At 73.0% G+C, this 19,441-nt stretch carries 17 protein-coding genes; 9 read left to right on the top strand and 8 right to left on the bottom strand.

What is annotated here, in order from left to right; translation table 11 throughout:
* Positions 1–4: 4 nt before the first annotated feature.
* Complete coding sequence (locus OG928_RS01485; RefSeq protein ID WP_406277929.1) at positions 5–2,311, bottom strand: TOMM precursor leader peptide-binding protein; 2,307 nt, start codon at positions 2,309–2,311, stop codon at positions 5–7.
* 519 nt (positions 2,312–2,830) lie between these two features.
* Between OG928_RS01485 and OG928_RS01480 the strand changes: the two genes are divergently transcribed.
* The 5 genes from OG928_RS01480 to OG928_RS01460 all read left to right on the top strand — a co-directional run bounded on the left by OG928_RS01480 (position 2,831) and on the right by OG928_RS01460 (position 7,144).
* The gene (locus OG928_RS01480) at positions 2,831–3,211 is read left to right on the top strand and encodes a hypothetical protein (protein ID WP_406277926.1); all 381 of its coding nucleotides are present in this window, start codon (positions 2,831–2,833) and stop codon (positions 3,209–3,211) included.
* 45 nt (positions 3,212–3,256) lie between these two features.
* On the top strand, positions 3,257–3,616 hold the full coding sequence (locus tag OG928_RS01475) for a hypothetical protein (RefSeq protein ID WP_406277923.1): 360 nt from the start codon (positions 3,257–3,259) through the stop codon (positions 3,614–3,616).
* A gap of 207 nt (positions 3,617–3,823) precedes the next feature.
* Entirely contained in the window at positions 3,824–4,879 is a 1,056-nt protein-coding gene (locus tag OG928_RS01470) for a hypothetical protein (RefSeq protein ID WP_406277921.1), read from the top strand.
* A 46-nt stretch (positions 4,880–4,925) separates the two neighbouring features.
* Entirely contained in the window at positions 4,926–6,998 is a 2,073-nt protein-coding gene (locus tag OG928_RS01465; RefSeq protein WP_406277918.1) for a radical SAM protein, read from the top strand.
* Positions 6,995–7,144 carry a hypothetical protein gene (locus OG928_RS01460; protein WP_406277915.1) on the top strand — a complete coding sequence of 50 codons (150 nt, stop codon included), beginning with the start codon at positions 6,995–6,997 and terminating at the stop codon, positions 7,142–7,144. Before OG928_RS01465 ends, OG928_RS01460 begins: the two co-directional genes overlap by 4 nt.
* Positions 7,145–7,181: 37 nt before the next feature.
* On the opposite strand, the gene OG928_RS01455 is transcribed toward OG928_RS01460, so the two are convergent.
* Positions 7,182–7,472, bottom strand: a complete 291-nt coding sequence (locus tag OG928_RS01455; RefSeq protein ID WP_406277912.1) for a hypothetical protein — start codon at positions 7,470–7,472, stop codon at positions 7,182–7,184.
* A 231-nt stretch (positions 7,473–7,703) separates the two neighbouring features.
* Between OG928_RS01455 and OG928_RS01450 the strand changes: the two genes are divergently transcribed.
* The 4 genes from OG928_RS01450 to OG928_RS01435 all read left to right on the top strand — a co-directional run bounded on the left by OG928_RS01450 (position 7,704) and on the right by OG928_RS01435 (position 11,466).
* Positions 7,704–9,221 carry a multicopper oxidase family protein gene (locus OG928_RS01450; protein WP_406277909.1) on the top strand — a complete coding sequence of 506 codons (1,518 nt, stop codon included), beginning with the start codon at positions 7,704–7,706 and terminating at the stop codon, positions 9,219–9,221.
* A gap of 254 nt (positions 9,222–9,475) precedes the next feature.
* The gene (locus tag OG928_RS01445) at positions 9,476–9,940 is read left to right on the top strand and encodes a hypothetical protein (protein WP_406277906.1); all 465 of its coding nucleotides are present in this window, start codon (positions 9,476–9,478) and stop codon (positions 9,938–9,940) included.
* Between the two features lie 198 nt (positions 9,941–10,138).
* Positions 10,139–10,387, top strand: coding sequence for a hypothetical protein (locus OG928_RS01440; protein ID WP_406277903.1), 249 nt, complete (start codon positions 10,139–10,141; stop codon positions 10,385–10,387).
* A 134-nt stretch (positions 10,388–10,521) separates the two neighbouring features.
* Complete coding sequence (locus OG928_RS01435; RefSeq protein WP_406277901.1) at positions 10,522–11,466, top strand: D-2-hydroxyacid dehydrogenase family protein; 945 nt, start codon at positions 10,522–10,524, stop codon at positions 11,464–11,466.
* A 118-nt stretch (positions 11,467–11,584) separates the two neighbouring features.
* Here the strand turns inward: OG928_RS01435 and OG928_RS01430 are convergent, their stop codons facing one another.
* The 6 genes from OG928_RS01430 to OG928_RS01405 form a co-directional block, all read right to left on the bottom strand.
* Entirely contained in the window at positions 11,585–12,691 is a 1,107-nt protein-coding gene (locus OG928_RS01430; RefSeq protein WP_406277898.1) for a ring-opening amidohydrolase, read from the bottom strand.
* Between the two features lie 122 nt (positions 12,692–12,813).
* Complete coding sequence (locus OG928_RS01425) at positions 12,814–13,782, bottom strand: carbamate kinase (RefSeq protein WP_406277895.1); 969 nt, start codon at positions 13,780–13,782, stop codon at positions 12,814–12,816.
* Between the two features lie 196 nt (positions 13,783–13,978).
* Positions 13,979–15,496, bottom strand: coding sequence for a carboxyl transferase domain-containing protein (locus OG928_RS01420; protein WP_406277892.1), 1,518 nt, complete (start codon positions 15,494–15,496; stop codon positions 13,979–13,981).
* The gene (locus tag OG928_RS01415; protein ID WP_406277889.1) at positions 15,493–16,716 is read right to left on the bottom strand and encodes a CaiB/BaiF CoA transferase family protein; all 1,224 of its coding nucleotides are present in this window, start codon (positions 16,714–16,716) and stop codon (positions 15,493–15,495) included. The genes OG928_RS01420 and OG928_RS01415 overlap by 4 nt, the downstream gene beginning before the upstream one ends.
* 105 nt (positions 16,717–16,821) lie before the next feature.
* Entirely contained in the window at positions 16,822–17,748 is a 927-nt protein-coding gene (locus OG928_RS01410; protein ID WP_406277886.1) for an SDR family oxidoreductase, read from the bottom strand.
* A gap of 106 nt (positions 17,749–17,854) precedes the next feature.
* Complete coding sequence (locus OG928_RS01405) at positions 17,855–19,420, bottom strand: PucR family transcriptional regulator (RefSeq protein ID WP_406277883.1); 1,566 nt, start codon at positions 19,418–19,420, stop codon at positions 17,855–17,857.
* Positions 19,421–19,441: the final 21 nt, after the last annotated feature.

The following is a 19,441-nucleotide window of genomic DNA, read 5'->3' as shown; positions in this document are numbered from 1 at the left end:
GCACTCAGAAGAAGACGCTGTACGGGTTGAGGTCGGCCTCGGCGGTGGGCTCCGCGAGCCAACCCAGCCGCACGGGTGTGTCGTACAGCCGCCCCGGGCCCAGCCGGCGCCAGAAGTGCCGCAGTCCCGGCACCATCACCTTGGCCACGTGCAGTTCCAGGTCGGGCAGGCTCTGGTCGAGGACGATCACCTCGAGGTCGACCGCGCGCAGGCGGTTCACGGTGTCGCGGATGTCCTGTGCGATGTCGCCGCTGTGCAACGTGCCGTAGCCGGACAGCGTGGTGGCCGGCAGGTGCGCGGCGGGCAGCGCCCACGGCTCCCGCGCGGCGGTCGCGGTGTGCAGCCACGCGAGCGTGTGCGGGTCGTCCTCCCAATACCGCGTGGTGCCGTCCGGGTTGCGGTTGACCACCGCCGGCAGGAACTGGTTCACCTCGGTGAGCGCGCGCAGCACCGCGATCCGCACGTCCAGGTGCGCGCCGAACCCGAGCAGGATGTCCTCGACCGGGTGGTCGGTCCGGCGCGACACCGCGGCGAACGTGGGCACGCCCAGGTCGGTGGTCAGGTCGACCACCTCCAGGCTGCGCTGCATCGCGCCGTAGAACTCGCGCAGGGTGTCCACGTACGGCTCGTGCAGCGAGTCCAGGTCGAACCCGGGACGCGGCGCCCGGTTGTACCACCACAGGCCGACCGCGTCGCGTTCGCAACTCTCGAACAGGCCCTGCATGATCGCCTCTTCGAGGGTGTTGCCCGACGCGTTGCCGTTGCCGTCGCTGAAGCAGTAGAAGTGCTCGGACAGATCGGGGTGGCCGAACCACGAGTAGCCGGCCGGCACCAGACGGGCCCGGTCCTCGGTCAGCGACCACGCCCGGGTCCAGTTCAACCGACGGCTCTGGTCGAAGCGCTCGGGCACGATGTGCAGCCGCCCGGCCGACTCGCGGTTCCACCGCTCGCGCGTCTCGTACTGGGTGTCGGAGTACAGCAGCAAGTCGTAGGGGTGCACCGCCAGTTCCGGGCCCAAGGCGTCGAACGAGCCCGGTTCGGTGGACCGGTCGCCGCGCCACACGCCCGAGTACCGCTCGATCGCCTCGCACACGCCGCTGACTCGCGCCTGCACGTCGCTGCGCCCTTTGCCGCCGCTTTGCCCGCGCAGGTTGCGCCGCAGCATGGCGATGTTGTGGCCGGGCACCGCGAAGTTGTGGCTCGCCGAGTAGCTGAAGGTGACGCCGTTGTCGACGTCGTTGAGCAGTCGCAGCGAGCTGACCGCGCCGAGCAGCCGACCGATGTGCTTCTCCAGGCGCTTGAACGTGTCGTCGGGGCGCATCGTGCGGTGGCCGCCCTCGTCGTCGAACAGCACCGGCTGCGTGGTGAGTTCGATCCGCGGGTCGCGGTCGAGCAGCAGCGCGGGGTCGCCGCACGCGGGGCACTGCGGCTGCCGGATCAACCGGTGTCGCTCGATCCGCTGGGTCGGCACGTGCAGGGACACCAGCTCGCCCTCGTAGCCGGATCGGCCGGCGGCGGTCAGGAGCTCCGCCGCGGCTGCCGCGACCAGGTGCGCGGACAGGCCCACCGACCACGCGGTGGCGGCGAGCGAGGTGCGGATCGGCTCGTCGGCGAGGGTGCCGTCGTCGCGCCGCCGCAGGAAGGTCTCGACCTGCTGGTTGCCGGCCAGGCGGTGGGCCAGACAGTGCCAACAACCGGTCTGCTCGGGCACCAGGTAGGGGCCGGTCCACACCTCGGCCCCGGTCGGCTTGGCGAGCAGCCACGGCAGCCGGCGCTCCCGCAACCGGGCGTCCATCGCGGCGAGTCGGGGGTCGAGGTAGTCGTCGGTGAGCACCACGGTCAGCTCGGGCGGGTGCCGCTCGTCCGTCGACCCCGCGCCGACCTCGTCCGCGGTCACCGGCGTCACCGACGCGCCGGTCTCGCGCAGCGCGGCGACCACGGCGGCGGCGTCCACCGCGCCGAGCGCGGCCACCTCGATCCGGGCGGCGCCGAGCCGGCGGGTGGCCTCGACGGTGTCCAGACCCAACCCCTCCCAGGCCGCCGCCGTCGCCCGGTCGTCGCCCGCCGCGCCGTCCACGAGATGCCCGAAGCGCTGGAACTTCGAGATCGCGAAGACCACCTCGCCCATGGTGAACCGCTCGGCGAGCTTCTCGGTGATCTCGGCGATGGTGTGCGTGCCGTCGAGATGTGGCAGCACCGCCGAGACGGCCTTGCCCTGGACGAGGTAGTGACCCTCCTCGCAGACCAGGAAGACCCGGTCGGATCCGAAGGCGCGGGCGACGAGATGTGCTTTGAGGCGAGGCAGGTCCACGAATTCTCTCCCGGCGTAGTCGAAATTCCACGAGCGGCGATCGAAGGCTGCTGCCGGCTAATTCCTAGTCGCCGCCCGGGTGTACGGACAAGGTCGTTGCACCGATTCCTCGCTGTTTCTCCGGTGTGTTTATGCACGGCTGCGGGGTGTTCCGGTGAGTCCTATCGGTAGGTCCTGCTTAACGTTGGGGGGTGCCCCGGCTAAACCGCCGGTCGGCCGCGTTGCCGTGCGGGCAGGGAGTGGCACGGTTCGGGGGAGGGGCGCGGAAAGCACGGGAGTCGGCAATTATGAATTCGGGCATTGACGGGCCGTCGGCGCCCTCCGCATGCTTCCGGTATTGCAGCCGAACCCGATCCGAACCCGATCCGAACGCGATCCGAACGCGATCCGCAGTCGATGCGCAGCCGGTGCGAAGGCGATGCGAAGGCGATTCGAACGCGATTCGGATGTGCGTCGGATTCGGATCCGACCGGATTTCGGCGCATGCCCCGAAATCGGACCCCAACGAGGGAGATTCTCATGGACCCCAGGGACAGGGCCGCGTTCGTCAGGTCCTACACGAAGGTGCTGACCGCGGCCTGGTCGGACGACGAGTACGCGGCACGGCTCGAAAGCGACCCGCGCGCCGCGCTGGCCGAGCACGGCCTCGAACTGCCCGCCGGCGCCCACGTGCGCATCGTGCGCAACGTCGGTGGCGAGCCGGACCTCGAGGCCCAGGTCGCACTGTGGGAGAGCGGCACCGTGACCGGCGAGTACGACCTGCGCGTGCCCAACTCGCCGCAGATCGAGATGCGCGAACTGTCCGAGGCCGACCTGGAGTCCGTCGCCGGCGGTGTGGACGCGCCGAGGGACGACACCACGTACTGCTGCTGCTGCTCGCCGTGCTGCTGCTGCACCTGACGGCCGACGGTCCCCGACGGCGCGAGAGATAGGGGAGGACGGCTCATGGAGCCCAGGGAGAGGGCCGCGTTCGTCAGTTTCTACGCCAAGGTGCTGACCGCGGCGTGGTCGGACGACGAGTACGCGGCCCGGTTGGAGTTGGATCCGCGTGCGGCACTCGCGGAGATGGGCTTCGAGCTGCCCGCCGGCGCCACCGTGCGGATCACGCGTGAGGCCGGTGGCGAGCCCGACCTGGAGGCACAGGTCGTGGCCTGGGAGGACGGCGCGAAGACCGGCCGCTACGAACTGTGGGTACTGGACTCGCCGTTGCTCGAGACGCGCGAGTTGTCCGAGGCCGATCTGGACGCGGTGGCCGGCGGCGACGCGTACAGCTGTTGCTGTTCGCCGTGCTGCACCAGCACCTGACCGGTCGTTCCCGGTGAATGTGGTTCCGGTGCCGCGGGAGACGTTCGTCGCCCGCGGCACCGGAACCGTCGCCGTTCCCCGCTCCGATCACCCGGCCGCCCGCGTCACCCCGCTCGGATCATCCGACCGTCCACTCACCCGAGGTGGAGACCGATGCCCGGATCAGCCGCGCCCCAAGTGAGCGCATCGCGCCCGTCCGCGGCGCGCGTGAACTCGACGCCCGTCGGCCGCCGCCGTGGGGCGAATTCGGGCGTTCGCCGCCGGATCGCCGCGCTCGTCGCGGCCGTCCTGCTCGCCGGCGTCGCGCTCACCGGGTGCGGGGACACACCCGCCGACCCCAAGCCGGCCGGCCCCGAGGCCGCCGCGCCACCGGTCGGCATCGAGCAGGCCACCCGCCTGCTCCAGGACTACGCCGCGGCCAACACCCGGATCAACGCGAGCCTGGACCCGGCCGGCGTCGACGCCATCGAGCTGCCGCCCGCGGCCACCGGCAGCAAGGCCGGGCTGCAGATCGCCAAGACCCAGGCGGTCGCGGTGCCCTCGACCGGATACGTGCAACCGAGGTTCGTCTTCCCCCGGTTGACCGGCCATCCGAAGTTCTTCGTCGCGATCACCCAACTGTTCCAGTCCGATACGGTCTCCCCGTCGCCCAAGTACCTGCTCTTCGTCCAGGAGCGAGAGGGCGCGCCCTGGAAGGTCGCCTACTACCCGTTCGTGACCGACCGCTCCGAGATCCCGCAACTGGACCAGGACAGCACCGGCGGCGCACCCGCCGTCACCGACACCGCCGGACTGCTCGCCGACCCCGCCGCACTCGGTCGCGCGTACCAGGACTACGCCCAGGGCAAGCGCGACCCCAAGGTGCCGCTGTCGCCGACCAAGACGCTCACCGGGCAGCTCACCGGAGGTTGGACCGCCGGCGTCCAGGCGCTGCGCGCCAAGGGCTGCCTGCTGGAGCGGACCATCCCCGCCGACGCGCCGCAGTACCCGACGTACCTGCTGCGCACGCGCGACGGCGGCGTGCTCGCCTTCACCGCCATCCAGGTCCGCGACACGATGACCAGCGCGGGCGGCAAGGACGGCGTGCCGCTGGACGCGGGCAGCCGCGAGGCCGCGCTGGCCGGCAGCCCCGAGGGCGCCCGCGCGCCGCAGTACGTCGTGAACCGCCTGGAGGTCTCGCTCAGCCACATCCCGCCGGCGTCCGCCCCGGGTACCGGCGTCCAGCTGATCGCCTACGGCGACTACGCCCTCTCGGTCACCTGAGGACATGTCGGTTCCCTTCGCCCGCCGCGTTCCCGAGAGGATCCCGATGCCGCCGTCCGTCGAACCGGCCCGTCGCCGCCAGGTCCACCTGGTCGAGCTGACCGTGATGCCCGGCGTCCGCTACAGCGCCGTGCTCGGCCAGCTCCAGGCGGCCGCCCAGGCGGACCCCGGCGTCGCCGCCGCGGTGACCTTTCACAAGCACGTGCACCTCCAGGGCGGCGCCGCCCACCGGCGCGCCGTGCGCACCGTCCTGGACGGCCTCGACGACCCGCTCGCGGTCGCCTTCACGGTCTACTTCTGGAACCGGGCGCGCACCCTGGAGCTGGCCCGACTGATCAAGGACCGCTGGCCGCGCTGTCGGATCGTGGTCGGCGGGAACGACGTCACCCACCAGCAGGCCGCGCTGTTCGCCGAGGCGCCGTGGGTGGACGTACTCGTGCACGGCGAGGGCGAGTCGCGTTTCCGCGACCTGCTGCGGCACTTCCTCGCGCACCCCGACGCCCCGCTCACCGACCCCGCCCTGCGGACCGCGCTCGCCGCGGTGCCCGGCATCAGCCACCCCGGACCCGACGGCCGCCCGGTGAGCACCGCCGACGCGCCGCGGGTGACCGATCTCGACGCACTCCCCTCGCCCCTGCTGGACCCGGACGTGTGGTCGGACGCCGACCTCGCCGCGTCCCGGATGATCGTCTACGAGACCAATCGCGGCTGCCCGTACTCGTGCGCGTTCTGCTACTGGGGCGGTGACACCAATTCCAAGGTCCGCCAATACTCCCTCGACCGGATCCGCGCCGAACTCGAACGGATCGTCACGCACGCCGGCGACGGCACCCAACTCTTCATCGCCGACGCCAACTTCGGCATCCTGCCGCGCGACACCGAGATCGCCCGCCACCTCGTCGAGCTGTGCGCGCGGCACCGCAAGCGGCTCCTGGTGATGACCAACTGGGCCAAGAACACCAACGGGCGCGTGGTCGAGATCGCCTCGATCCTGCACCGCGCGGGCCTGACCGGCGCGATCACGCTGTCCGCACAGTCCTTCGACGCCGAGGTGTTGCAGATCGCCAACCGCACCAACATCCGGGTGGACAACTACCGCCGCATGCAGCGTCAGTTCCGTGAGCACGGCATCCCCACTTACACCGACCTGATCTGGGGCCTGCCCGGCGAGTCGCTCGCGACCCACCTGGACGGCGTCGAGGAGGCGGTCGCCGCCGGGGGATCGCCGGTGGTCTACCCGCTCCTGCTGCTCAACAACACCGACTACACCCACGCGCGCTTTCGCGACGAGCACGCGCTGACCACCCGCCGGATGCCGTGCGACCCGGGCAACACCGACCTGGTCGCCGACGTGGTCACCGGCCACTCCCGGATGGACTTCGAGGACTGGCTGCGCGGCATGGAACTGCGCATCCCGCTCACGCTGTTCCACAAGTGCCTGCTGCGCTGCACCCTGCGCGTGCTCGCGCACGCGACCGGCACCCGGACGGTCGACCTGGTCACCGCGCTCGGCGAACACCTGCGCGCGGGCGGACCCGACCCGATCGCCGCCTACTGGTACGCCGACTACACCCGCTCGTGGCGCGAGCCCGACCGGTTCCCGCGCGAGGCGCTGTACGCCGAACTCGGTACCGAGTTGATCCACGAAGAGGTGCACTACCAGGCGATCCTGCACCGCGTGGTCCGCGACCCGGAGCGCGCCGAGCGGCACGCCAGCGCCGCGGTCGACTTCCTGTACGAACACCTCGGCGCCGATCCGGTCACCGCCGCGCTGCTGCCCGAGCGGGCCGACCTCGACCGGGTGACCGGACTGGACCTGGCCGCCGTCGCCGTCTTCCGGGCCGGCATCCACAGGGTGGCCGAGACGCACGACTTCGCGCTGCCCGCCGCGTTGTGGGCGGTACTGCGCGAGCACGGCGACGTGCCGGAGGCCGGCGGCGGCGACGCGGACCTGATCCGCGGCACGGTCACGGTCCCGCCGGCCCGCACCCACTACCCGTTCAGCGCCTACGCCCTCTCGGTATGGCACGGCAGCGGTCGTCCGATCCACGACTGCATCACCACCGCGTACGCGAACCCGCCGCTCCTGACCCCGACGCCGCACCGAGGGACCCCATGATCCGGAACGTACGCGTCGCCCTGCCCATGGTCTACGCCGCCGCCGTCGTCCTGGCCTTCATGATCGACACACGTGCGGGAGTGGTGGTCTGCGTGGTCGGCGGCATGCTCGTCGGCCTCGCCTACACCCTGCTCCGCCGACGCTGACCGCCCCGCGTCCACCGGCCGGATTCGGCCGGCGGGGTCACTCGTCCGCGTCGCCCAGGAACTGCATGCCGTCCAGGACGGTCACCACCACGACGACCATGATGCCGCGCAACACGCCGTACTCGATCAACAGCGCCGGGGCGACCATCGCCTGCCGGGTGTCGTCGTCGGGCCCTATCGGCGCGGACGCCTTGGTGTAGGGGTCGCGGGCGAGGACGCGCAGCGCCTTCGCGAGCTGTTCACGTCGATCGGGCGGAAGCGAGTCACGCACGCCGGCCGCGGTCTCGGTGTACTCCACGCGGTACGGGCCGCTCGGATGAGCCTGCACGATGCGCCCCCTGTCCTTCGTTGTCGCGCTCCTGAGGGGACCGTAGCCGGTGCTCGACGCGGAGGCCAGATCGGGGCCCGCCCCGGTCCGGAAGGCCCCCCGGATCCGCCGAGGCGGGTACCCGGCGTGTTTCGCCGGCCCGGGCGGGGTATTCGCCGCCGGACCGCGCGGGGGCGTCCCGCGGTCGAAGCCTCGTCCTCGTGAGCCGACTCCAGGAAGCAGGGCCGCATCGTGCCTGTCCCCTCCCACCCCTCCCGCCGCTCCTTCCTGTTCGGCGCGGTGGGCACCGCCACGCTGCTCGCCGGCGGGACGCGGGCGAGCGCCGGCACGGCCGGCGGTTCTCGGGCCGGCGCCGGCGCGCGGTCCGTCCTCCTTCCCGCCGCCGCCGGCGCGGTGTGGCTCGGCGCGGCGCCGACCACGGTGGACCTGGGCTCGCGCACCGTGCGGACATGGGCCTACGGCGACACGTTGCCCGGTCCGGAGATCCGGGTCACCGCGGGCACCACCCTGGCCGCGCGCCTGAAGAACGACCTTCCCCACGACACCACGGTGCACTGGCACGGGGTACGCCTCGTGTCCGCGATGGACGGCGCCCCCGGGCTCAGCCAGGCACCGGTCGCGCCGGGCGACTCGTTCGACTACCTGTTCACCGCGCCCGACCCGGGCACGTACTTCTACCACTCGCACGTGGGTACGCAGCTCGACCGCGGGCTCTACGGGGCACTCGTGGTCGAGGACCCGAACGAGCCGCTGGCGTACGACGCGGAGTGGACGATCATGCTGGACGACTGGATCGACGGCACCGGCACCGACCCGGACGCGGTCCTGGAGGGGTTGCACGAACGGCCGAAACCACCGCGGACGATGCACAGCGACCTGCTGGGCGGGGCGGCCGGGCACGTCGCCTACCCGCACTACCTCGTCAACGGCCGGACGGCACAGGCGCCCACGCGGTTCGAGGGCGCACCGGGGCAGCGGATCCGGCTGCGCTTGATCAACGTCGGCGCGGACACCGCGTTCCAGGTCGCGTTGGGCGGTCACCGGCTCACGGTCACCCACGCCGACGGGTTCCCGGTCGCGCCGGTGACCGTGGACACGGTGCTGCTCGGGATGGGCGAGCGCTACGACGCGCTGGTCACCCTGGCGGACGGGGTCTTCCCGCTGGTCGCGTCGGCGGAGGGCAAGAACGCCCGGGCGTTCGCCGTCGTGCGCACCTCGGGCGGCGAGGCCCCGCCGTCGGACGTCGCCGTGCCGGAGCTGGACGGCCGCCTGCTCGTACCGGCCGACCTGGTCGCCGACCCGTCGGTCGACCTGGGCGAGGCGCCCGCGCGCGAGGTGCGTCTCGTGCTGCGCCGAGGGGCGCGAGGGGTGGGTTGGACGATCGGGACGTCCTCCGGGTCCGACTCCGCGCCCCTGCGGCTCCAGGTCGAGGAGGGCGAGCGGGTCCGCCTGTCGTTCACCAACCGGAGCGGGATCTGGCACCCGGTCCACCTGCACGGACACACGTTCCAGGTGCGCGGAGGCACGGGCCCGGGGGCGCGCAAGGACACCGTGATCGTGCGGCCCGGGAAGACCGTCGCCGCCGACTTCGTCGCGGACAATCCCGGGGAGTGGATGCTGCACTGCCACAACCTCTACCACGGCGCGCTGGGCATGATGGTGACCCTGGGCTACGGCGCCGCCCCGGCCGGGTCCATGCCGCACATGGCGGCTTCGGGGTCGAAGTCCCCTGCCGGAAAGGGGAGTTGACCGCCCGTTTGCTGGGCTCGCAGGCCCGGCGGACGCAAACGGGTGACGCCGCCGACGACCGATCGTGCTCGCCCACGGGCGCGCGGGAGAAGCTCTTCCCGGCCCCACCCGGCGGCTGAGCCGACGCCCGCCCGGCCCGGAGCCGGCGCGTGCCCCGGGGCACGCGCCGGCTCCGGCGAATATGCGGTCGCCGATGTCGGTTCGGTTGCCTACGCTCGGGTGCGTACCACGCGACCACCACGGGGGCAACCACCATGAGCACACCAACCGACATCCGCGACCCTCGCGTCGAACTCGACGGTCACCGCATCGAGTTCACGCCCTACCCCGGCGACCACGGCGGCGTCGGCTTCGTGCCGACCCGAGCGACCTGCTCGTGCGGCACCTGGGCCTCCAACCGGCCCTGGGCCGGCAGCGACCACCTGAAGGCGTTCGGCCGCCACCTCGCCCACATCCAGACCGTCGCCCGCATCGTCCCGCCCGCGTACGCGCACCTGGCGATCGCGCCGCTGCGCTGTGTCGGGCCCGAGCACGCCGAGGCGGTCGTCCGCGACTGGCCGCGCGAACGCGGCGCCGAGCACGGACTCTTCCACCGCGACGACATGGTGTTCATCGCCTACCGCGACAACGAGTTTCCCTGCTCCGTCGCGGTCTGGGCGCACCTGCACGGCCACGCCACCGACGTGTACGCCGGACGACTGCTCCGCGACGTCACCTGACCGGCGAGGCCCGGCCCACGACGGCACCCGACGGCTCCCGACCTGGACTCCCCGACCCGACCACCCGCCCCCGATGCCGAGCCGCCGGCTCCACCCGCGGGCGCAGGAGAGCACAGTGGGAGTGACGGGAAGCCAGTCGATCGGATGGCCCGGCCCCCATTGCCGTTGCGATCGGGGGTCGTCGCTCGTTGTCCGTCCATGACCGCACCCGCTTCCTTCGACGAGGCGCTGAACGTGCTCGTCGCCGCGATCGAGGACACCCTCGCCCTTCTCGACCCGCATCCCACGCCGCCCACCGAACCCGCCCCGGCCCTCGAACCGGCCCCCGCGGAAGGCGAACACCTGGTCCTCGCCCTCTTCGCCTACCTGGTCCCGGCCGTGGACGCCGGCGTGGAACACGCCCTACGCCATGCCGTCACCCGATCGGGGCGGCCACTCGCGTCCTGAACCGGTCGGCGGTGACCTCGACGGAAACCGGATATATCGCGCGGGAATGACGTTCGCCACAGTGTCGCGATATGAATGGTGCGGAAAGATCACTGGATCGTGGACCACCGCGCCGGACCCGCCATAGGAGCAGCATGAAGATCGCCGTCCTCGACGACTACCAGCGGGTGGCGCGCAGCCTCGCCGACTGGGATTCCCTCGACGCCGCCGAGATTCGGGTGTTCACCGAACCTTTCGCCGACGCCGACGAGGTGGTCCGGGCGCTGGCCGGCTTCGACGTGATCGTGGCGATGCGCGAACGCACCCGGTTTCCGGCCGAGGTGCTGGCCGGGTTGACGGGGCTCAGGCTACTGGTGAGCACCGGGCCCGTGAACGCGGCCATCGACGTCGCCGCGGCCCGAGAGCTGGGCGTCGTCGTGTGCGGGACCGGCTACGTCGCGCATCCCACCGCCGAGCTCACCTGGGCGCTGATCCTGGCGGCGGCTCGGAACATCCCCGCCGAGGTGCGGTCCGTACGCGAGGGCGGCTGGCAGGTCGGACTCGGCGTCGGGCTGCGCGGCAAGACCCTGGGGCTGCTCGGCCTCGGCCGGCTCGGCAGCGAAGTCGCCCGGATCGGGCAGGCGTTCGGCATGGACACCATCGCCTGGAGCCAAAACCTCACCGCCGACAGGGCCGCCGAGCGCGGGGTGACGGCGGTCTCCAGGGACGCCCTGTTCCAGCGGGCCGACGTGCTCTCCGTCCACCTCGTGCTGAGCGCCCGCACCCGAGGTCTGGTCGGCGCCGCCGAGCTGGCCATGATGAAGCCGACGGCCATCCTGGTGAACACCTCGCGGGGGCCCATCGTCGACGAACAGGCGCTGGTGGAGGCGCTGCGGCAGAAGACCATCGGGTCGGCGGCGATCGACGTCTACGACACCGAGCCGGCGGCGGCCGATCATCCGCTGCGGACGCTGGAGAACGCCGTGGTCACGCCGCACATCGGCTACGTCACCCGCGAGTTGTACGAGATCTTCTATCGGGACGCGGTCGAGGACATCGCCGCGTTCCGTTCCGGGCAGCCGATCCGCGTCATGCGCTGAACCCGAACGCGCCGGACCCGATGCCGCGCCCCCGCCTGGGCACGCCATCGGCCACCGCCCCGGGACGGGGAGCGGTGGCCGATGGCACGTCGTGCGGTGTCGTACCGCGCGGTGCGGGTCAGTCCGTGCGGACGATGGCCGCGACCGGGCCGCCGCCGGAGGGGCCCTGGTGGACGGCGGCGACCGACACGAACACGGCCGGGTCGCCGGTGACGGCCGCGGTCACGCCGCCGACGGTGGCCTTGATCTGCCGGTGCCAGTGCACGTCCGAGTCGTCGAGCATGATGTTGCGGCGCCCGCGCACGCTGCCGCTGGGGTCGGCCTCGCACTTGAGGAAGACGTTGACCAGGCGGTCGCCGAGGTCGGTGGTGTGCGGACGCTCCGGCAGGTCGAGCCCGGCCGAACGGATCGCGGACCAGATGCCGTCCGCGTCGAGCGCGTCCTTCATCACCCCGTGGCCGACCCGGAACCGGCCGCCGACGCCGCGGACGTTGCCGACCACGACGATCTGCGCGCAGTCCAGCTCGACGCCGGAGGAGCAGGACGCCACCGACGAGTACAGCGACAGGTCGCGGTGGATCTGCTCGGCGGTCGGCAGGTCGATCTCGCCGAGCGCCACCGCGATGCCGAGCGCGGTCGTGGAGTTGGAGACGTCCATGGACTTGAGGGTGTCCTCGGTCCACACGTCGAAGCCGCGCGCCTTGGCGTCGTTGATGGTGTCCAGGACGAGCAGCGGCGTCTTGGTCTGGACGTAGTGCACGTCGGCCGGGTCGGTGATGCCCGCGACGGCCATCGCCTCGCGCACGCCGGCGGCGACCTTCTCGACCATCGGCACGCGGCCGATGTCCTCGGGCAGGATCGGCTCGCTCATCGCGACGCCGACCGATACGCGCGGCTCGTCGCTGGGCTCGTAGCGGGTCTCCGGGGCGTACGCGAAGACGGTCGCGTGCGGGGAGATCACGCCGTCGGTGCCGCCGGACCACACCAGCGGGACCTGCTGGGCCTCTTCGGCCGAGCGCTTGCCCTTGGCGACCAGCACCTCGCGGAAGGCGCGGTCGGCGAGGATGCGGGTGTAGTCGTTGACCCCGCCGTTGCCCTCGGTCTTGCCGATGACGGCGAGTACGTCGTCCGCGGCGAACACGCCGTCGTCGATGAGCTTGGCCAGTCCGGACGCGTCGGTGACGCTCTCGATGGCGACTTTGTGAACCTCGATCGGCCTGGGCACGGGTTCCACCTCGTTCGTTGAAGTACGTTGACGTCGATCACTGCGGTGCTGCGGTACTGGGGTGCTCGGGTGTTGTCGTCCTGCGGATACTGCGGATACTGCGAGTCCCGCGATTCCTGCGGCTATCGCGGATCGATGGGCGCCGCCTCCACGACGGTGCCCGCTTCCCCGGCCACCGCGGCGGTGATCCGGTCGAGCGAGGTGATCACCGAACGGCGGCCGCCCGCCTCGACGAAGCGCACCGCGGCCTCGACCTTGGGCCCCATGCTGCCACCGGCGAACTGGCCCGCCTCGGCGTGCTTGCGCAGCTCCTCGGGCGTGACCCGGCCGAGGGAGCGTTCGTTCGCGGTGCCGTAGTCGAGCATCGCGTGCGGTACGTCGGTGGCGATCACCAGCACGTCCGCGTCGACGGACGCGGCGAGCAGGGCCGCGGTGAGGTCCTTGTCCAGGACCGCCTCCACGCCGCGCTCGGCGCCGTCCGCGTCGCGCACCACCGGGATGCCGCCGCCGCCCGCCGCGACCGTGGTGAAGCCCGCCGCGACCAGCGTGCGGATGGCCGGCGCGTCGACGACCTCCAGCGGATCGGGCGAGGGCACCACCCGCCGCCAGCCCTTCGCGCCGCGGTCCTCCCACCGCTGGCCGAGCGCGATGAAGCGCTCCGCCTCGGCCTGCGACAGGTGCCGGCCGACCGGCTTGGTGGGGTGCTCGAACGCCGGGTCGGCGGCGTCCACGAGCGTGCGGGTGACCACGGCCGCCACCTGCGCCGGCCGCTCGCGGCGGCGCAGCGCGGCCTCCAGGGCGGAGACGATGGTGAAGCCGAGGGTGCCCTGCGTCTGCGCGCCGCACCAGTCCAGGGACACCGGCGGGACGACGTGCGCGGTGAGTTCGTTCTTGACGAGCAGGTTGCCCACCTGCGGCCCGTTGCCGTGCGTCAGGACGACGTCGACGCCGGAGACGATCAGGTCGGCCACCGCTTCCATCGCCACCGCGACGGCGGCCCGCTGGGCGTCCGGGGTGGCGCTCCCGTCGGGTCCCGTCATGGCGTTTCCACCGAGGGCGATGAGCACTCTCCCGGTCCGGGGAGTTGGCATGTGTCGGGCTCTCCTGTCCTGTCGTACGCGGGCGTCCCGTCCGTTCGGGACTTGGGACTCTAAGCGGGAAACCGGGTCGATGGCTTGGGGGCTTATTGACTACAAAGACCGATCGATCTGGCAGATGTTGCCGAGCTGATCCAGGGTTCCGTACTCCGGCCCCCTCCTCGGGTTCCGCCGCGCCGATCGCCGGGGTTCAGCAGCCCAGGCGCGCGTACCGGTCGAGCCGGGCCGCGCGGCGTTCGGCGGTCGGCCGGCGCAACAGCCCGACCAGCTCGTACTCCAGCACCTGCGCGAGCCGGGCCAGGAACGCGAGCGGTTCGTCGGCCGCGTCGGGGCGTTCCGCCACGATCCGGTCCACCACCCCGTCGCGCAGCAGGTCGAGCGAGCGGATGCCCTGCGCGGCGGCGATCTCCGCGCCCCGGGTGGTCGTGCGGTACCGCAGCGCCGAGGCGCCCTCGGGCGGGAGCGGGGACAGCCAGCCGTGCTGGGCGCACAGCACCCGGTCGGCCGGCAGCAGTGCCATCGCACCGCCACCCGCGCCCTGGCCCAGCAGCAGGCACAGCGTCGGGGTGGGCAGCGTGACCAGTTCGGCGAGGCAGCGGGCGATCTCGCCGGCGAGCCCGCCCTCCTCGGCCTCCCGGCTGAGCGCCGCACCGCCGGTGTCCACGACGCTGACCAGCGGCAGGTCGAGTTCGGCGGCCAGACGCATGCCGCGTCGGGCCACCCGCAGTCCCGCCGGGCCGAACGGGCCGTGGCTCGACTGCCGGGCGCGGTCCTGGGCCAGCACCACGCACGGGGCGCCGCCGAACCGGGCCAGCGCGAGCAGCAGTCCCGGGTCGCTCTCGCCCTGGCCGGTGCCGTGCAGCGGCACCACCGCGCCGGCCGCGTGCCGCAGCAGGGCGCGGGCCCCCGGGCGTTCGGGACGACGGGAGAGTTCGACCGAGGTCCACGCGGGCACGTCGGCGAGCTCCTCGACGGGCAGCGGCGCGACGTCGGGGAGGTTCTCGCGCGGCGCGGTGACGATGTCGAGCACGCGCGCGGCGACCTCGCCGAGGTCGTCGGGGTCCACCACGGCGTCCACCAGGCCGTGCGCGTACAGGTTCTCCGCGACCTGGACGCCCTCGGGGAAGGACCGTCCGTGCAGGGCCTCGTATACGCGCGGGCCGAGGAAGCCGATCAGCGCACCGGGTTCGGCGGCGGTGACGTGGCCGAGCGAGCCCCACGACGCGAGCACGCCGCCGGTGGTGGGGCCGCGCAGGTAGACGAGGTAGGGCAGACCCGCGCTCTTGTGCGCGGCGACGGCGGCGCTGATCCGGACCATCTGGAGGAAGGCCACGGTGCCCTCCTGCATCCGGGTGCCGCCGGAGGTGGGGGACGCGACGATCGGCAGCCGCTCGGCGGTGGCCCGTTCGAGGGCGGCGACCAGCCGGGACGAGGCGGCGACGCCGATCGAGCCGGCGAGGAAGTCGAACTCGCACGCCACGACGGCGACCCGGCGGCCGCGGATCCGGCCCTCGCCGGTGACCACGGACTCGTCGACGCCGCTCTTGGCGGCGGCGGCGCGCAGTTCGTCGGCGTACCCGGCGTCCAGTCGCTCCGAGCGGTGCGGCGCGGTGTCCCAACTCGTCCAGGTGTCCGGGTCCAGGACCCGGCGGATCAGGTCGTGCGCACCGACGCGGGGGCGGCGGGTCGGTGCGGGCGCGGTGTTCACGCGCGTCGCGCGGCGTGCAGGGCGCGCGCGTCCTCGGCGTCGAGCCAGGCCTGGACGGCGTCCGTGTGCTGGCCCAGCGTCGGCGGTGCCTCGTGGCGGCGCCGGCCGCCGTCCGTGGCGGTGCCCGAGCCCGAACCCGCGTCCGGGCCGTCGAGGCGGATCGGCGGGCCGGGCAGGGTGATCGGGCCCAGCGTGCTGTGCATGACGTCGAGCAGCAGACCCTGAGATTTGGTCTGGTCCCAGTCGTAGACCCGGTCGATCGTGCGCACCTCGCCGGCGGGTATGCCCGCGGCGGCGAGCTCGGGCAGCAGCTCGTCCACGGCGCGGTCGGCGAACGCGGCGTTGATCGCGTCCGCGAGCTCGGCCCGGTTGCCGACCCGGTCGGCGTTGACCGCGAACCGGGGGTCGTCCACGGCGAGGCCCACCATCGGCGCGAAGCGGGCCCACAACTTCTCGCTGCCCACCGCCACCTGGATGATCGCGTCGCGGCAGCGGTAGGACCCGTACGGCTGGAGGGAGGGGTGCAGGTTGCCCTGCGCGTGCCCGACCTGGCCGGCCACGGTGTAGTTGGTGCCCTGGAAGGCGTGTACGCCGACGATCGCGGCGAGCAGCGAGGTGCGCACGACCTGGCCGAGGCCGGTGCGTTCGCGCTCGTGCAGCGCGGCGACCACGCCGTAGGCGCCGTACATGCCGGCCAGCAGGTCGCCGATCGGCACGCCGATCCGGGTGGGGTCGTCCGGACCCGGACCGGTGAGGCTCATCAGGCCGGCCTCGCCCTGCGCGATCTGGTCGTAGCCTGGCCGGCCGCCCTGCGGACCGTCGTGCCCGAAGCCGGTGATGGACAGGACCACCAGGCGCGGGTTCAGCCGCCGCAGTTCCGCCATCGGGAAGCCGAGCCGGTCGAGCACGCCGGTGCGGAAGTTCTCCACGAGCACGTCGCTGTGCCGGATCAGGCGGGTCAGCGTGGCCCGGCCCTCCTCGGTCTTGAGGTCGAGGACGATCGATTCCTTGTTGCGATTGCAGGACAGGAAGTACGTCGACTCGCGCGCGTCCTGGGACCCGACGAACGGTGGGCCCCAGCCGCGGGTGTCGTCCCCGCCGTCGGGGTTCTCCACCTTGATGACGCGGGCGCCCATGTCGCCGAGCATCATCGCGGCGTGCGGGCCGGCGAGGGCGCGGGAGAGGTCGAGCACGACGAGGTCGCAGAGCGGTCCGCTCACGTCGAAACACCCCTTTCTGCTGTGTGCATGCGGCATGCGCGATCGGCAAGCGAAGCGAGGGCCGGGATGTCTCAAAGCTAGGCGTCGGACGCGCGTCCCTCGCCGTCAGTTACTGCCCAACGAATCGCGCTCACTTGGCAATACTTGGTGTTGGAACCCCGGGGCGTACCGCACGTCGTCGGGTCCGAACACCCGGCGCGCGAAGTCCGCGAAGCGGGTCGGCGGCCGGCCGAGCAGCCCGGCGAGCGCGCGCGGGTTCCCGGTCAGACCGTGCCGGTCGTAGAACGCGAACATCGCGGTCAGGGTGTCCAGCGGGTAGCCCGAGAGGCCGCCGGCGCGGGCGCTGTCGTGCCAGTCGAGCGGGTCGATCCGGCGCGCGGTGACCGGGCGGTCCAGGACCGTCGCCAGCTCTGCCGCGATCTGCCGAGGGGTCAACGCCTCGGGTCCGGCCAGCTCGTACACCGCGTTCTCGTGGCCGTCCTCGCACAGCACGACCGCCGCGGCCGCCGCGACGTCGCGCAGGTCGACGGCGGCGAACGGCGCGTCGACGCGATACGGCACCGCGTAGTCGCCGATCCGCACGATCGCCTCCCGCGCGTCCAGCGTGTTCTGCTGGTACGGCCCCGGTTGCAGCACGGTCACCGCGAGGCCCGACTCGAACAGGGCCTCCTCGACCCGGGCCTTCGCCTCGTGGTGCGCCATCGCCCGCAACTGCGGACGCAGCACCGAATGGAACACGAAGCGGCCCACCCCGGCCCGCTCGGCCGCCGCGATCACCGCCCGCCCGATGGCTGGCTCGTCGGGGTGCACGTTGGGCGCGATGTGATAGACGGCCGAACAGGCGCGCAGCGCCTCGTCGAGGGCGGCCGGATCACCGACGTCGCCCACGACGGCCTCCGCCGCGCCGGCCGCCAGCGCGACCGGGACCTGCTCGGGTCTGCGCACGAACGCCCGCACCCGAGCCCCGCGTTCGGCCAGCGCCCAGGTGAGCGCCCGTCCGGTCTTGCCTGCCGCGCCGGTGATCACGATCATGCGCTCCACGCTAGGCACCGGCCCGGTCCCGTTCACCGGCCGCGCTCGCCAACGCGGACCACCCGAATCGGGCACATCCTGCCGAAGGCGTGGGCGAGACTCGCCGTCAGCTCCGCACCGGACCCCGGGTCGCGAGCAGGTCCCGGGCCACCAGCGCCGCGCGCAGCGGCCCCTGCCGGGCCGGGTCGTCGGGGCTGACCCGCAGCAGCGACTCGATCATGGCCAGCCGCTGGTGGACCGACTGGCGGCGCAGGAACAGCACGCCGCCCGTGGCGGTCTCGGAGCAGCCGCTGTCCAGATACGCCGCCAACGTGACCACCAGACCCGTACCGCGCGTCGCGTCCGCGGCGAGCAGCGGACCCAGCTGATCCTCCACGAGATCCGCGAGCTCCTCCGGGGTCAACCGCTCCAGGACGCGTTCGAGCGCCCAGTCGTCGGCGATCACCGTGGCGGGCACGGGCGTGCCGCGCACGGTGTGCACGCGGCGGGCCAGCCGCAGCGTGTCCCGGGCGGCGCGCAGGCTGTGCCCCAGGCGCGCGAGGTCGCGCACCACGGGGCCGAGGGCGGCGACCGGGCCCGGGCCCTCGGCGGGCGCATCCGGCGGCGCGCCCAGGCGCGCGGTCAGCTCGGCGACGTGGGTCGGCCGGTCGAGCGCGACGATCGCGTACGCCGCGCCGGGACCGTCGGTGACCAGCCCGCGCCCGCCGCACGCGCGCAACCCTCGTGCAGCGCGGTCACCGCGCGGACCGGATCCGGCAGGGCCAGGGTCGCGGTCGCCCAGGCCGAGGTGCCCGTCGGGACCAGACCGCAGACCGTCAGCCGCGCGGCCACCTCGCGCGGCGGCAGCGTGCCGGCCAGCAGGGCCTCGACCAGCTCGCGGTGCTCGCGACCGGCCCAGCCGCCGTGATCGGCGAGCCGCAGCAGCGCCGGGGCGAACACCTGCGCGGCGTGCTCGGCCACCTCGGCCGCGAGCTCCGGCGCGGCGGCCGACCAGGGTGGGGATCCGCCGCCGAGGGCCGGCCCGCGCCCAGGACGAGTCGGCCCCACAGCGTCCCGCGCAGCTCCACCCCGGCACCGGCGGCGGCGCGGCCAGCACCCGGGCCGGCGCGTCGGTCCCCGCCCACGCGGCGAGGCCGCCGTCGACCCGCGCCAGCACGACGGGCCGCCCGGTCAGCTCGGCCAGCGTGCGGGTCAACTCGTCCACACCGGCGCCGCGAGCGAGCACGCCCGACAGCACCCGGACGATCTCGTTCACGCGCCGCAGACGGGCCACCGAGGAGTCGACGATGGCCGCGTTCACGGCCTCGGTGATCTCCACGAAGGGGACCACGCCGCGCAGCACGACCAACGGCAGCCCGGCCTCCGCCGCCGCGTCCAGGACGTCCGCGGGCACCTCGGGAAAGGTCCGGCCGATCTCCAGGGCGACCCCGGCCACGCCCGCCGACGCCAGTTCCGCGATGTAGCGGCAGCGAGCCGCGGAGTCCCGCCCGGCGAGGCCCAGACCGGTGGTGAGCAGCAGTTCGTCGCCGCGCAGCAGCGGCGCTATCTCGTAGATCTCGCTGGAATGCACCCAGCGCACCGGGCGGTCGAGGTCGGCGCGGGGGTCCGGCACGACCGGGTCGGCTCTGCGCATCACCGGGTGATCGAGTACCGCTCGCAGGCACAGTGCCATGGACGCTCCGTCCGGAAGATC

This window comes from Embleya sp. NBC_00896, assembly GCF_045207785.1.
Classification (GTDB): Bacteria; Actinomycetota; Actinomycetes; order Streptomycetales; family Streptomycetaceae; genus Embleya.
Note: the sequence above shows the minus strand (reverse complement) of the source record. Positions and strands in the feature narration are given on the sequence as shown.

Excerpts from the sequence above, each read along its gene's own strand:
- OG928_RS01425 (WP_406277895.1), bottom strand. The coding sequence starts at position 13,782 with ATGCCAACTCCCCGGACCGGGAGAGTGCTCATCGCCCTCGGTGGAAAC.
- OG928_RS01440 (WP_406277903.1), top strand. The coding sequence starts at position 10,139 with ATGACCGCACCCGCTTCCTTCGACGAGGCGCTGAACGTGCTCGTCGCC.
- OG928_RS01410 (WP_406277886.1), bottom strand. The coding sequence starts at position 17,748 with ATGATCGTGATCACCGGCGCGGCAGGCAAGACCGGACGGGCGCTCACC.
- OG928_RS01445 (WP_406277906.1), top strand. The coding sequence starts at position 9,476 with ATGAGCACACCAACCGACATCCGCGACCCTCGCGTCGAACTCGACGGT.
- OG928_RS01405 (WP_406277883.1), bottom strand. The coding sequence starts at position 19,420 with ATGGCACTGTGCCTGCGAGCGGTACTCGATCACCCGGTGATGCGCAGA.
- OG928_RS01460 (WP_406277915.1), top strand. The coding sequence starts at position 6,995 with ATGATCCGGAACGTACGCGTCGCCCTGCCCATGGTCTACGCCGCCGCC.
- OG928_RS01480 (WP_406277926.1), top strand. The coding sequence starts at position 2,831 with ATGGACCCCAGGGACAGGGCCGCGTTCGTCAGGTCCTACACGAAGGTG.
- OG928_RS01435 (WP_406277901.1), top strand. The coding sequence starts at position 10,522 with ATGAAGATCGCCGTCCTCGACGACTACCAGCGGGTGGCGCGCAGCCTC.
- OG928_RS01465 (WP_406277918.1), top strand. The coding sequence starts at position 4,926 with ATGCCGCCGTCCGTCGAACCGGCCCGTCGCCGCCAGGTCCACCTGGTC.
- OG928_RS01475 (WP_406277923.1), top strand. The coding sequence starts at position 3,257 with ATGGAGCCCAGGGAGAGGGCCGCGTTCGTCAGTTTCTACGCCAAGGTG.